Origin of the sequence: Curtobacterium sp. MCBD17_019 (assembly GCF_003234555.1) — a bacterium.
In the GTDB taxonomy this organism is placed as follows: domain Bacteria; phylum Actinomycetota; class Actinomycetes; order Actinomycetales; family Microbacteriaceae; genus Curtobacterium.
In genome coordinates this window covers 273,115-286,329 of sequence record NZ_QKTT01000001.1, presented here as the reverse complement: position 1 = coordinate 286,329, position 13,215 = coordinate 273,115, and the positions used below count along the sequence as shown (strand labels likewise).

At 72.1% G+C, this 13,215-nt stretch carries 10 protein-coding genes; 3 read left to right on the top strand and 7 right to left on the bottom strand.

Annotated elements, in window-relative coordinates:
• Nucleotides 1-3: 3 nt before the first annotated feature.
• Nucleotides 4-777, bottom strand: a complete 774-nt coding sequence (locus DEI82_RS01365) for a LamB/YcsF family protein (RefSeq protein ID WP_111035546.1) — start codon at nucleotides 775-777, stop codon at nucleotides 4-6.
• Nucleotides 778-941: 164 nt separating this feature from the next.
• Between DEI82_RS01365 and DEI82_RS01360 the strand changes: the two genes are divergently transcribed.
• Nucleotides 942-2,762: a thiamine pyrophosphate-requiring protein gene (locus DEI82_RS01360; protein ID WP_111013852.1), complete on the top strand. Its 1,821-nt coding sequence runs from the start codon at nucleotides 942-944 to the stop codon at nucleotides 2,760-2,762.
• Between the two features lie 228 nt (nucleotides 2,763-2,990).
• On the opposite strand, the gene DEI82_RS01355 is transcribed toward DEI82_RS01360, so the two are convergent.
• Entirely contained in the window at nucleotides 2,991-4,496 is a 1,506-nt protein-coding gene (locus tag DEI82_RS01355) for an MFS transporter (RefSeq protein ID WP_111035545.1), read from the bottom strand.
• Between the two features lie 131 nt (nucleotides 4,497-4,627).
• Here DEI82_RS01355 and DEI82_RS01350 point away from each other — a divergent pair, with 131 nt between their 5' ends.
• Nucleotides 4,628-5,236, top strand: a complete 609-nt coding sequence (locus DEI82_RS01350) for a TetR/AcrR family transcriptional regulator (protein WP_111010059.1) — start codon at nucleotides 4,628-4,630, stop codon at nucleotides 5,234-5,236.
• A 41-nt stretch (nucleotides 5,237-5,277) separates the two neighbouring features.
• Here the strand turns inward: DEI82_RS01350 and DEI82_RS01345 are convergent, their stop codons facing one another.
• From DEI82_RS01345 to efeU, 3 genes are read right to left on the bottom strand one after another with little or no spacing between them, the layout of a single operon-like run.
• Nucleotides 5,278-6,564: a Dyp-type peroxidase gene (locus DEI82_RS01345; protein WP_258371903.1), complete on the bottom strand. Its 1,287-nt coding sequence runs from the start codon at nucleotides 6,562-6,564 to the stop codon at nucleotides 5,278-5,280.
• Complete coding sequence (gene efeO / locus DEI82_RS01340) at nucleotides 6,561-7,787, bottom strand: iron uptake system protein EfeO (RefSeq protein ID WP_111035543.1); 1,227 nt, start codon at nucleotides 7,785-7,787, stop codon at nucleotides 6,561-6,563. The genes DEI82_RS01345 and efeO overlap by 4 nt, the downstream gene beginning before the upstream one ends.
• Entirely contained in the window at nucleotides 7,774-9,390 is a 1,617-nt protein-coding gene (gene efeU / locus DEI82_RS01335) for an iron uptake transporter permease EfeU (protein ID WP_111035542.1), read from the bottom strand. Before efeU ends, efeO begins: the two co-directional genes overlap by 14 nt.
• A 116-nt stretch (nucleotides 9,391-9,506) precedes the next feature.
• Here efeU and DEI82_RS01330 point away from each other — a divergent pair, with 116 nt between their 5' ends.
• A complete protein-coding gene (locus tag DEI82_RS01330) occupies nucleotides 9,507-10,310 on the top strand; it encodes a trimeric intracellular cation channel family protein (protein WP_258371902.1) in 804 nt (267 codons plus the stop codon).
• 12 nt (nucleotides 10,311-10,322) lie between these two features.
• On the opposite strand, the gene DEI82_RS01325 is transcribed toward DEI82_RS01330, so the two are convergent.
• Nucleotides 10,323-11,195: a glycosyltransferase family 2 protein gene (locus tag DEI82_RS01325; protein WP_181435062.1), complete on the bottom strand. Its 873-nt coding sequence runs from the start codon at nucleotides 11,193-11,195 to the stop codon at nucleotides 10,323-10,325.
• Between the two features lie 181 nt (nucleotides 11,196-11,376).
• The gene (locus DEI82_RS01320; protein ID WP_111035540.1) at nucleotides 11,377-13,143 is read right to left on the bottom strand and encodes a Na+/H+ antiporter; all 1,767 of its coding nucleotides are present in this window, start codon (nucleotides 13,141-13,143) and stop codon (nucleotides 11,377-11,379) included.
• Between the last annotated feature and the right edge of the window lie 72 nt (nucleotides 13,144-13,215).

Here is a 13,215-nt window from a genome sequence, read left to right as displayed (position 1 = left end):
CCGTCACGCCGCTCGGACCGCCGCGAACGGCGCCAGGACCACGCCCGCTGATCCGAGTGCGGACCGGACGGCGAGCGCCGCGGCGACCGCGCCGGGCGAGTCCCCGTGCAGGCAGATCGACGCGGCGTCGATCGGCACGCTGGTCCCGTCGACCGCGGTGACCGCCCCGCTGGTGACCATCGCGACGACGCGCTGGGCGATCTCGGTCGGATCGTGGAGCACGGCCCCCGGAAGGCGTCGGGACACGAGGGACCCGTCGGCGGCATACGCACGGTCCGCGAACGCCTCGGCCACGACGGGCAGCCCGGCATCGCGAGCGAGGTCGAGGAACGCGGACCCGGCGAGACCGACGACCGGGAGGCCCGGGTCGACCGCCAGGACCGCCTGCACGACCGCCTCGGCGTGCGGTCCGCCCTCCGCGATGGTGTTGTAGAGGGCGCCGTGCGGCTTGACGTAACGGACGGTCGTCCCGGCTGCCCGGGCGAGGGCGGCCAGCGCGCCGATCTGGTAGATCACGTCCGCTGCGAGTTCGTCCAGGGAGGCGTCCACGTACCGCCGTCCGAACCCGGCGAGGTCCCGGTACGCGACGTGCGCGCCGACCGACACCTGCCGTGCGGCAGCCTGCTCGAGCACGGACCGGAGCGACAACGGGTCGCCCGCGTGGAATCCGCACGCCACGTTCGCGCTCGTGACGACATCGAGCATCGCGGCGTCGTCCCCGAGGGTCCACCGGCCGAAGCCCTCGCCGAGGTCTGCGTTGAGATCGATCGTGGTCATGCTGCCCGTTCCTCCACATCCGGTCCGCTCCCCCGATCCTCCACCACCGGGCGACGGGCTGGGAACCCGGCCCCGTGGAGGGAGCACGCTGGAGGCACGAGGACGGCCCCGTCCCACCACCCGAGTCCCAGGCGCCCGACCCCGGCGCCGAAGAGAGGTACGCGATGACCACCGTGAGCGAGTTCCTGATCGAGCGGATCAAGGACCAGGGCGTCAGCCGGATCTTCGGGTTCCCCGGCGACGGCATCGGCGCGTTCGACGGAGCACTCGGCAAGACCGATCGTGCGGGGACGGGCATCGAGTACATCCGCCCGACGCACGAGGAGATCTGCGCGCTCATGGCGACGGCGCATGCCAAGTTCACGGGCGAGGTCGGCGTGTGCGTCGCGACCTCGAGCCCCGGCGCGTTCCACATGCTCAACGGGCTGTACGACGCCCAGATGGACAATCAGCCGGTCGTCGCGATCGTCGGGCAGCAGGGTCTCGACTCGATCGGCACCTTCACCCAGCAAGAGAGCAATCTCGAGCGCGTGTTCACGGACGTCGCCTGTTACGTCGAGACGATCGTGTCGCCCGACCAGGCCAGCGCCGTCATCGACACCGCCTTCCGCACGGCCCGGCTCCGTCTCCAGCCCGCGGTCGTCGTGATCCCCCACGACGTCCAGGCGATGACCATCAAGGCGACGCCGTCGGCCCACTGGGTCTCGCGCTCGAGCGAAGCCATCCCGTCGACGGCGATCACGCCCCCGATGGAGCAGATCCGCCAGGCGGCGGACATCATCAACGCGGGCGAGAAGGTCACGTTCCTGGTCGGCGCGGGTGCGACGGGCGCCACCGACGAGGTCCTCGCCGCCGCCGAGAAGGCCGGAGCGGGCATCATCACCGCGCTCCGCGGCAAGGACGTGATCCCGTCCGACGTGCCGTACCACACGCAGCAGGTCGGTCTCCTCGGGTCCCTGCCGAGCCTCCACCAGATCAAGCGCTGCGACACCATCGTGCTGCTCGGCACGAACTACCCGTACGGCGAGTTCCTGCCCGCGACGGGCCAGGCGCGTGGCATCCAGGTCGACCTCAAGCCCGAACAGCTCGGCGTGCGCTACCCGACGGAGTTGAACCTCTGGGGCGACGTGAAGTCGACGCTCGAGGCCCTCCTCCCCCTGCTCGAGCAGAAGACCGACCTGTCCTGGCAGGAGCGGATCGCCGCCGAGATGCAGGACTGGGAACAGGAGATGCACGCGCAGGCACAGAAGGAGTACCACGACGGGGTCAACCCGCGGCGCGTGACCGAGGCCGTGAACGCGAACCTGCCCGACGGGGCGATCGTCACCGCGGACGCCGGGACGACCGCCGACTGGTTCGGGCACCACATCCGCCTGAAGCGGGGCATGCGCGGCGACCTCTCGGGCCGCCTGGCGACCATGCTCGCGGCGATGCCCTACGCGGTCGCGGCGAAGCTGGCCCACTCCGACAAGACGGTGGTCTGCACCATCGGTGACGGCGCGTTCCAGATGCTCGGCATGAACGAGCTGATCACCGTGAAGAAGTACATGCAGCAGTGGGAGACCAAGCAGTTCATCATCGTGGTCATGCACAATGACGACCTCGCGCAGGTCTCGTGGGAGATGCGCACGGAGGACGGCAATCCGCTGTGGCGCGGCTCGCAGGACGTCGAGTCGATGGACTACGCCGGCTACGCCGAGCTCCTCGGGTTCCGGGGCGTCCAGGTGCGCAGTGACGACCAGGTGGAGTCCGCTGTCGCCGAGGCCTTCGCGCACGACGGGGTCACGCTCATCGACGCCTACGTCAGCCGCAACGTCCCGCCGCTCCCACCGCACATCACCCGTGAGTACGCGCTCAACACGGCCAAGTCGTTGCTCAAGGGCGACCCGATGGAGGCCGGCGTGATCCGGGACTCGGCATCGGCGCTCGCGACCGAGGGCATCGAGCGGGTGAAGGACGCGCTCCACATCGGCGATCGGAAGTAACGAGGCGGGTGGAACGAGGCTGCTCGTCTGCCGCACCCTGTGTTTTCGGCAGCGGCGGCGGTACCCTGAGGCGTCGCATGGCGACGGCGCCGCTGCGGTGTCCTCTCATCCCGGGCGGTGGTTCCGCCCGACGAACCCGGCGGCGCGGGTGCCCTCCGTCTCCAGGGAAACGGCGGAGGGCACCCCTCCTCCCCGCCAGGATGCACCGGCAGCGTCGAGCTGACCTCGTCAGCGCTCGTCGACGACAGCGTCGATGTCCTCGACGCCCGCCGCGATGGCGTCAGCGCGACGCTTCCGCATGCCGGGAGCGGCGAGGGCGCCGACGATCGCGAGGGCGCCGACCCCAGCGCATGCCCAGAAGCCGATGGTGAACGCCGCGGCCCCAGGGAGCCCCACGTGCCCGGTGGGCAACGTGAACACCTTCGTGTGCGACGAGATCAGCGCGGCGATGACGGCCGTTCCGACGCTCGAGCCGATCGTCCGGACGACGGTGTTGGCGCTGATCGCCTCACCCGTCTGCTCGATCGGCACGCTCTCGATGATCGCGTTGGACGCCGCCGAGAGACCGAATCCGATCCCGGCACCCGTGAGGATGCCGGACACCAGGATCTGCCAGACCTGATCGTGCGCGAGCCCGGGGAGCACGAACGCCGCGGTGAGGAGCACACCCCCGATGACCAGCGGCGGCTTCGGACCCGTCCGTCGGACGAGGGCCCCCGCGACCGGTGAGACCACGATCATCATGAGGACCGTCGGGAGCAGGAACAGGCCGGCCTGCGAGGCGGTCTTGCCGAAGCCGTACCCGGTGAACGACGGCAGCTGGAGCAGCGTCGGGACGAGCACGAACGTGCCGTACATCGCGAACCCGAAGACGAGCGCGACGACGTGAGCGGTCCAGACGCCACGGATGCGGAAGAGCCGGACGTCGATCAGCGGCGCCTTCACGCGGAGCTCGACGACGACGAAGACCACGAGCGCGACGACGCCGACCGCCAGCAGACCGATGGTCTTGACGTCACCCCAGCCCCAGGTCTCGCCCTCGCTGACAGCGAGCAGCAGCGCCACGAGGGAGATCGAGAGGATCGCCGTCCCGGCGAGGTCGAGGCGCCCGGGCTCCCGGACGTCCGATTCCGGCATCCCGAACACGATGCCGGCGAGCCCGACGACGATGAGCGCGAGCGGCAGCCAGAACAGCCAGTGCCAATCGAGGTGCTGCACGATCGGTCCGGCCGCGACGATGCCGATACCGGCCCCGATGCCGAAGATGCCCGACAGCAGACCGATCACGACGCTCACCCGGTCCTTCGGGAGTTCGTCGCGCACGATGCCGATCGACAGCGGCAGCACGGCGCCGGCCGCACCCTGCAGGCAGCGGGCCACGATCAACGTGGCGAGGTTCGGCGCGAGGGCGGCGACGACGGTGCCGACGAGCAGGAGGCTCATCACGACGATGAGGATGCGCCGCTTGCCCATCATGTCGCCCATGCGGCCGAAGATCGGCGTGAGGACGGACGCCGACAGCAGGTAGGCGGTGATGATCCAGCTCACGTTGCTGGTCGAGGCCCCGAGGTCCTTGCCGATCGTGGACAGTGCCGGAGCGACGAGCGACTGGAGCACCGCGTAGGCCAAGCCGCCGAGTGCGAGGTACACGACGATGAGGGTGGTGTTCGGGCTGCTGTGTCGCTCCGCGACGGGGGTCGAGCCCGTGCGGGGGCCCTCGGTGACTCGGGACATCGTTCTCCGTGATCGAAAGACGTAAACAAGCGCTTACAAGTCGTGAGCCTACTGCTCCGCGCGCGGAAGTCAAAGCGCGTTTACACCGCACCTCCCGGTGCGGGTACCGTTGCGGAGATGGAGAGGACGTCATGACGCTCGAGTCGCAGGTGCCGTCGAGGACGCGCGACGCCGCGAAGACCCGGCAGCTCCTGGTCGCCGCGGCTCGACGTCGGTTCGCGTACGACGGCTACTCCGCGACCACCGTCCGGGAGATCGCAGCCGACGCCGGAGTGAACGTCGCGCTCATCAACCGCTACTTCACGAGCAAAGAGGGCCTCTTCGAGGCCTGTCTCGAGCGCGCGGTGGAGGACCTCGATGCCCCCCGGCCGGACGACGACTCGGTCGAACGGATGCTCCAGAGCCTCGTCGAGCGGGTGACGAACGCGCCGACCGGGGAGCACGCGGTCGAGCTCCTCCTGCTCATCCGGTCCTCCGGAGACGAGCAGGCCGACCGGATCCGCAACGCGACACTCACCTCGTACGCGGAGCGCATGGCGCGCATCGCCGGGTGGGACCCCGATGACGTCGACACGAACGGCATCCTGCTCCGCGCCGAGGTCGCGCTGGCCACGGCCTTCGGCATCACGCTCCTGCGTGCCTCCACCCGGCTCGGCCCCCTGGTCAACGCGTCGGCGAGCGACCTGACCGGCCCGTTCAGCGACGTCGTCACCGCGTTGCTGGCGCCGGACCGGCGGTAGGCCGGACCGGCGGTAGGCCGGACCGGCGCCGGCCCCACGGTTCAGCGGAAGAGCCGCTCCCCGATGTACGAGCCCTTGCGCGGTGCCGGCGGCACGGCGAACACGGCCGAGCCGATGTGCGAGATGTACTCGTTCAACCGGTCGGACGCTCCCAGCCGCCGCTGGATCCGTGTGAAGTGATCGGGGTCGTTCATGAACGCGGTGAACAACAGCCCGGCGTCGAGCTGCCCGTACTGGTTGAGCCCGTCGGTGTAGTTGTACGGGCGACGCAGGATCTTGACGCCGCCGTTGTTCTCGTGCGCGGCGAGGGCGACGTGTGCGCGCGCGTCGATCTTCGTGTCGCCGGCATGGTCGGTCGCGTGGAAGTCGGGCGTCGTGTGCTCGGTCCCCCCGGAGAGCGGCGCACCCTCGACCTTCGTGCGCCCGAACACCCGCTGCTGGTCGCTGATCACGTCGGCGTCCCAGATCTCGATGTTCATCTGGATCTTCCGCGTGACCTGGTAGGTGCCGCCCGCCATCCAGTCCGCGTCGTCCCCGAGCCGCACGAAGCGCTCGTAGTCCTCGTCGGTGGTGATGTTCCGCGTGCCGTCCTTGAACCCCATGAGGTTCCGGGGGGTGGTCTGGTTCGCTCCGGCCGACGCACGCCCGAACCCGAGCACGGTCCAGCGCACGGTCGCGGTGCCACGGGCCATGCGGGCGAGGTCGCGGATCGCGTGGTAGGCGACCTGGGGGTCGTCGGCGCACGCCTGCAGGGACAGGTCACCACCGCTCAGGGCGGGGTCGAGGGCGTCGCTCGGCAGCGCGGGGATCTGGGCGAGCGCGGCGGGCTTGTGGGCCGCCAGGCCGAACCGCTCGTCGAACAGCCCGGGGCCGAGCCCGACGGTGACGGTGAGCGATGCCGGGCCGAGGTCGAGGGCCTCCCCGGTGTCGGCACCGACGCCGTCGGCGTGCGCGGGGACCACGGTGCCGATGGTGCCGCCGGACTGCAGTTGCGCGATGGCGGCGGACCACCGGGCGAGCAGGACCTGCAGGTCCGTCGCCAGGGTCGACGCCATGTCGAACGTCATGAAGACGCAGTACCGCTGCGGCTCGGTGCGGATGCCGCCCTGCGGCTGCCGCGCCGCCGTGGCGTAGAACGGGTGGGTCCGCGACAGGTCGATGGACTCGTCGTCGGGGGCATGTCCGGCGGCTCCCGCGGCGAGGCTGCCACCGATGCCCGCGAGCGCACCGACACCTGCTCCCGCGGCTGCGAGTCCGCCGATGAGTCCGCGGCGCGACACCGACGGACGAGACGACGCCCCGCGCATCTGCTCCTGCTCTCGGCTCACGCGGTGGCGACCTTCTCGGCGAGCCGGGACAGCGGGTCCTGCAGGGCCTGGATCGTCTGCGAGATCGTGTTCGCGTCGGCGGTGCGGGTGGCGGCGTCGTAGGTGCGGAAACCGCCGAGGGCGGTGCCGTCCCGGTAGCCGTCCATGAGCGTGTCGACGCTGTCGAACTGGGTCGCGATCTGCTTCGTGATCGACGGGTCGAGCTTCTGCAGGCCGGGCTTGAGGTACGCGAACGCCTGCCGCGCACCCTCGACGTTCGCCGCCAGGTCGACGAGGTCGATGTGGCTGAAGCCCTCCTCCTCGCCGGTGATCTTCTCGGACTGGACCTCTTCGAGCAGGCCGGCCGCGCCGTTGGCGAGGTCCTCGGGCTTGTAGGTGAGCGTCGGGACGAGCTTGTCGAGCAGGGTGACGTTCTCGGTGAGCTCGGCCGCGAGCTGCTTCGTGCTCGCGGTGATGGCGCCGCCCTGGAACAGATCGCGCTCCACGGCGTGGAACCCGTGCCATCCGACCGACGGGTCGAGGTTCGAGGCGCGCATGTCGACGAGGTAGTCGAGGTTCCCAGCGTTGTCGGTCGCCTTGTGGCCCTTCTTGACGAACCCGTCGACGTCGCTCTCGACGTGCTCGTAGTACGGGCGCGCGTTCGCGTAGTCCGTCTTCGCGGCGGCGAGGTCCCCCGCGTCGACGTCCTCCTGCAGCTGCCGCACGGCGGTCACCATGTCGCTGACCTGGGCGTCGACGTAGTCGCCGTAGCCCTTGGCGCCCTGTCGGAGGAGGGTGCCGGCGCTGCTGTTCGCCGTCGATGCGGCCTTGCCGGTGACGGTGAAGGTCGTGAGCTCCTTGGTCGCCCCGGGGCAGTACACCTGGTACTTGCCGCCGCCGAGCGTCACGGTGAACTTGACCGGGTCGAGTCCGGGAGCCAGGTTCTCCTTCTCGCCGAGGATCTTCTGGTCCTGCAGGAGCTCGACCTCGGTGATCGCGGTCGACGAGGTGTTCCGCACCGTGAACGTCACCGGTCCGGCGGGCACCGAGGTCGTCGACACGGCGCACTTGTCCGAGCCGTCGTTCGTCAGGGTCACGGCCACCCGGTGCACCGCGCCGGACGGCGTCGCGGCGTCCTCGGCGGAGGACGACGCGGTCGAGCAGCCGGTCAGCGCGAGGGCTGCGGCGGCGAGGGTCGCTCCGAGGACGAGGACGGATCGGGTGCGGCGGTCAGCGAACGGCATCGGCGGTCTTCCTGCTGGTCGCCCCGTGCCGGTCGGCGACGGGGGTCGTGGTGGTCGGTCGGGAGGAACGGGTCGCCGCCCCGAGTCGGCGGCGGTCCCGCAGGGCGAGCAGGGCCTGGGCGATCGCGGCGATCGCGAGCGCGATGGGCAGCCACGCCTTCCAGAGGAGCGCTTCGCGGCCCGCGGAGGCGCCGCTCGCCACCGCCTCGCCCGCGGCGGCCACGTGGGTGGCCGGGACCGCCCAGGCGGTGGCGTCGAACGAGTAGGTCCGGCTGCTCGGCAGGCCGCCGCCGGACACGGTGAGGACGGCACGCTCGGTCCGGCGCGCGTCGAGGAGGCCGCCGTCGACGGTCCAGAGCGTCCGGGTCGCGGTCGAGGTCCAGTGCGCGGTGAACGGGCCGGGCTGCTGCGCGGGCGAGATGCCGACGGGCACGCGTCCGAACAGGTCGGTGAGCTGGTCGAGGGTCAGCGTCGCGGGTCGGCCGGTGCTCGGGACGCGCGTGGTGGCGCGCCAGCGGTCGGCGGTGACGCCGGCGTGCGTGGTGGTCGTGTGGTCGGCGGAGGAGAAACGGGCGCGCTGCACGGTGTCGCCGGCGCGGACGACGAGGGTCGCGCTGGCACCGTCGACGGTCGCCGTCGCGGTGTGCCGCGTGGTGGGGTGCGGGTCCGCGGCACCGGTGGCGAGGGTGGCGGAGGTGGGCAGGGCCTCCCGGCCGGTGGGGACGGCCACCGCGAGCGCGACCGCCGCGACGGCGAGGCCCGCGGCGACGACGACGCGCACCCGCGGGACGCGAGCCGGCGACGGGCGGAGGGACCGCGGCCAGAGGCTCACGACGAGCACGGGGACGAGGTAGCCGACCCAGCCGACGACCTCGACGACGCGGGGGTCCGCCGGGATCCCGAGCACGCCGGTGACGAGGGCGGCCTGCACGGACCCGGTCGGCGCGAGCCAGGACAGGTCGACGGTGCGCTGCTGCCCGATCGTCACCCAGCCGGCCTCGTGCGCGGTCCGGAGTGCGGTGAGCACGAGCCCTGCCGCCACGAAGACCAGGAACACGCCGGTGCCGGTGAAGAACCGCCGGAGGTCGAGCCGGACCCCGCCCGTGGAGATCCCCCAGCCGATGAGCACGGCGACGAGCACGCCGATCACGGCGCCGAGCGCCGCGGTGCCCGCCGAACTCGCGGCCTGGAACGTGGCGAGCAGGAACACGGAGGTCTCGAAGCCCTCCTTGAGGACGGCGAGGAACGCCATGCCCGCGAGCGCCCAGGCGGTGCCGCGACCGACGGCCGCGGCTGTGCTCGCCTCGAGGTCGCCCTTGAGGTCGCGGGCGTGCGTCCGCATCCAGATGATCATCCCGGTGACGAACACGACGGCGACGGCGCCGATGACGGACTCCATCGCCTCTTGCTCGGACTGCGGGAGCGCCTGCTCGAACGCCTCGAGCCCGACGCCGACGGCGACGCTGAGCACGACGGCGAGGGCGATCCCGCCCCACATCGGCACGAGCGAGATGCGACCGCGGCGGAGGAACGCGGCGATGATCCCGACGATGAGGGTCGCTTCGAGGCCTTCGCGGAGGCCGATGACGAGCGTGGCGAGCATGGAGTGGGATCCCGGTGGGGTGAGGGGCGACGACCCCGCGGAGTGGAACGGAGGTAAGGCTAACCTAAGAGCAAGGGCGTCGTCCACGGCCCGGCCCGAACCGCGAAGATGGACCGGTGCAGTTCTCCTCCGCTGACGCACTGGTCGTCCCCGCGCACGCGCTCGCGACCGTGACGAACGTCCTCGACCTCGCGGGGGTGTTCGCGTCCGCGCTGCTCGGCGGGTCGCTCGCGCGCGAGATGGACTTCGACCTGTTCGGGTTCCTCGTGGTCGGGTTCGTCTCGGGGCTCGGCGGCGGGATCCTCCGCGACGTCCTGCTCCAGGACGGCCCGCCGGTCGCGCTGACCGACCCGCTGTACGTCCCGGTGGCGCTCGTCGGAGCGCTCGTGGCGTTCTTCGTCTCGATCTCGGAGCGGGCGTGGGACCGCCTGTTCACGGTGCTCGACGCAGCCGTCATCGGGTTCTGGGCCGTGGTCGGCGTGCAGCGGACGTTCGACGCGCACCTGGGCTGGGGTCCGGCGATCATCATGGGCACCGTGACCGCGGTCGGGGGCGGTGCGGCCCGTGACCTCCTGCTCCGGCGGGTGCCCGCGGTGCTCGGCGGGAACGCCCTCTACGCGTCCGTCGCCGTGGCCGCGTCGATCGTCATGGTCGTCGCGTCGGCCTTGCACGTCCCGACGATCGGCATCGTCGTCGCGATCCTGCTGTCGCTCCTGCTCCGGCTCGGCGCCGTCCGGTACGGCTGGGGGCTGCCGAACGGCCGCGACTGGCAGCCGCAGTCCGCGCTCGCGACGCTCTTCCGCCGGGGTCGGCGGCCCGAGCGCATGCGGCTCCTGCGCCGGTCCCGACGCGGCCGCGAGCGCGACGACCAGGACGGGCCGGCCTCCGCGACCTCGGACGGGCCTCCCGAACACCCCTGACGGCCGTCGCCGTCAGCGCAGCAACGCCCGCCGCTCCATGAGCGCGACCCGGCGGAGCAGCGGCCGCCGCTGTCCGGCCGGGAGGACCGCCACCGCGCCCCGGAACCGCCGCAGCTCCTCGCCGATCCCGTCCGGCGCCCCACCCGCCGGCAGTCCGGCCCGACGCCACGCGAACCACGAGGGACGGAACCCGACGGTCGCGAGCGCGAGCGCGTCGAACGCCTCGTGGACGAGCTCGGTGTCCGCGCGGGCGGCCCGCCACCACGACTGTGCCGTGATCTGGCCGGGGTGGCGTCGGTAGAGGACCGCCGGGACCCGGTCCCGCACGAGCCGGAGCCCCGCACCGGCAGCGCGGAGCCAGAGGTCGTAGTCCTCGGACGCGACGGATCGGCATCCGCCGAGGTCTCGGATCACCCGGGTGCGCGCGGTCATCGTCGGGTTCATGAAGGGGTTCTCGAGCAGCAGCGCGAACGGCGCCGCCGCAGCGGACAGTCGCCGGAGCGGTTGCGGGCGCGCGACGGGTGTGCCGGGGAGCCAGTCGACCGCGGGCGCGAACACGAGGTCCGCGGACCGCAGCAGGGCGAGCTGCCGCCGGAACCGGAACGGCGCGCACACGTCGTCCGCGTCCATGCGTGCGACGACGGGCGCCGTGACCTCGTCGAGCAGGGTGTTCATGCCGGCGGCGATCCCGACGCTCGGCCCGACCAGGACGCGGAGCCGGGCGTCCCGCATCCGCTCGAGCACCCCGAGCGTGTCGTCCGTGCTGCCGTCGTCGCGCACCAGGAGCTCGCCGTCCTCGGGGAGCGCGCGGAGGACCGTCCGCACGGCCGTGCCGACCGTGCCGGCCGCGTTCCGGGCAGGCATGACGCAGGTGATCGTGGGCATGGCGGTCCTCCTCGGCGTTCCGGGCATGCTGCCGGGACCGCGGGGCGCCGCATCCGCCAGGAGGCACGGCACCACCGGTCCGCGCCCGTCGCGTCACCCGCGGCCTCACCCCGAGCGGTGGGGATCCGCCGGAGGGCCGTCGCCCGCCGTCCCGGTCCGCCGCCACCTGCTCGGGCTCGGTTCAGTCGTCCTCGCTGATCGCGGCGAGGCGGAGCTCCTCGACGTCGAACCGGCCCTGCACGCGCCGCATCACCGCGTCGTCGATGGCCCGGGAGCGTCGGAGGTCGTCGACGGCCGTCCGCTTCGCTTCGAGCAGCGCGAGCCGCAGCGCGATGTCGGCCTGCTCGGCCTCCCGTTCGAGCTGGATCTCGTCGGGCTCGCCGTCCGTCGCATCCTCAGCAGCCCCGCCGATCGGGTCCTCCGCGTCGGGGCCGTCGGCACCTGCAGCCATGGCTTCGCCGGCCGATCCGCCCGTGCCGCCGATCACCGCGGCGGACACGGTCACCCCGGCGTCCGCCGCCGCCCGACTCGCCGCCGCGGCGTCGCCCTCGGCGGCCTCCGCATCGCGCCGCAGCCGCTCGAGGCGGCGCCCGTAGTCGGCGCGCAGGTCCTCGCGGACCTCCTCGGGCGACTCGAGCCGGCTCGCGACGTCGTCGAGCGAATCGAGCGCCCCCTGCAGGGCCGCCCGCTCTGCCTCGATCTCCTCCCGTTGCTCCTCGGGATCCTCGGGCAGGCGTGCCCATCGCACGATCACGGGCATCGTGAGTCCCTCGACCACGAGCGTCACGAGGATGACGACGAACGTCGCCGCGATGACGAGGTCGCGGTCGTGGACCGGGCTCCCTTCGGACATGGCGCGCGGGACACCGAGCGCGGCCGCGAGGGACACCGCACCCCGGAACCCGGCCCACGCGATCGGCATGCGCTCCCGGAAGTGCAGGTGCCGGTCGCGCTCCCCCGCCCGCCGGTCGAGCAACCGGCTCGCGTACGGGGTCGTGTTGACCCAGAGGAACCGCATGCCGATCACCGCGGCGGTGCTCCCGAGCCCGAGCGCGAGTGCCGTCACCCAGTCGTCGTGGAGCACGGCGAGGAGCGTCGGGTGGAAGTCGAGTCCGACGAGCACGAACAGCGCGCCGTTGAGCAGGTAGGACGTGACCTGCCAGAAGCCGTACCCCTGGATCCGCGCGTGCGCACTGATGACGCGGTGCCCGATCTGCGTCAGGAGCAACCCCGCCGTGACCACCGAGACGACCCCGGAGACGCCGAACAGCTCGGCGGGCAGGTACGCGAGGAACGGGGTGAGCACGCTGAGCGTGTTCTCGAGCAGCCGGTTGTCGAGGTACCGCCGCACCCAGTAGACGATGAGACCGACCGCCAGGCCGATCGCGATGCCGAACCCGTACGAGGCGAAGAACCGCACGACCGCGCCCCACACGTCGATGTCCTGCCCGCTCACCACGGCGCCCACGGCGACCGAGTAGAGGACGAGCGCGGTGCCGTCGTTGACGAGGCTCTCGGCCCGCAGCGTCGTGATGAGCCGCCGGGGCAACCGCGCGGCCACCGCAGCGACCGCCGTGGCGTCGGTCGGGGCGAGGACCGCGCCGAGCGTGATCGACAGCGCCCAGGTCAGCCCGAGCAGGTGTGCGACGACCGCGACCACCGCGGCCGTGGCGAACACGAGACCCACCGCGAGCAGCGCGATCGTGCGCAGGTTGCTCCGGATCTCGCGCAGTGACGTGTTGAGGGACTCCCAGTACAGGAGTGCGGGGAGGAACAGCAGCAGCACCGCTTCGGACGGCAGCCGCACGCCGCCGAGCCCCGGCAGGAACCCGACCCCCGCGCCGAGCACCAGGAGGACGAGCGGCGCCGCGACGCGGATGCGTTGGGCGACCACGCCCCCGACGAGGATGGTCGCGCCGAGCACGACGGCGAGCTCGAGTCCGTCCACCCGTCCTGTCTACTCGGCGGCGGGCCGGGACACCGCCTCGGGGTCGGTTGCAGCACGTCCTCAGCAGCGCGG

Coding starts and splice junctions, on each gene's coding strand:
- DEI82_RS01365 (WP_111035546.1), bottom strand. CDS start 777: ATGACCACGATCGATCTCAACGCAGACCTCGGCGAGGGCTTCGGCCGG.
- DEI82_RS01360 (WP_111013852.1), top strand. CDS start 942: ATGACCACCGTGAGCGAGTTCCTGATCGAGCGGATCAAGGACCAGGGC.
- DEI82_RS01355 (WP_111035545.1), bottom strand. CDS start 4,496: ATGTCCCGAGTCACCGAGGGCCCCCGCACGGGCTCGACCCCCGTCGCG.
- DEI82_RS01350 (WP_111010059.1), top strand. CDS start 4,628: ATGACGCTCGAGTCGCAGGTGCCGTCGAGGACGCGCGACGCCGCGAAG.
- efeO (WP_111035543.1), bottom strand. CDS start 7,787: ATGCCGTTCGCTGACCGCCGCACCCGATCCGTCCTCGTCCTCGGAGCG.
- efeU (WP_111035542.1), bottom strand. CDS start 9,390: ATGCTCGCCACGCTCGTCATCGGCCTCCGCGAAGGCCTCGAAGCGACC.
- DEI82_RS01325 (WP_181435062.1), bottom strand. CDS start 11,195: ATGCCCACGATCACCTGCGTCATGCCTGCCCGGAACGCGGCCGGCACG.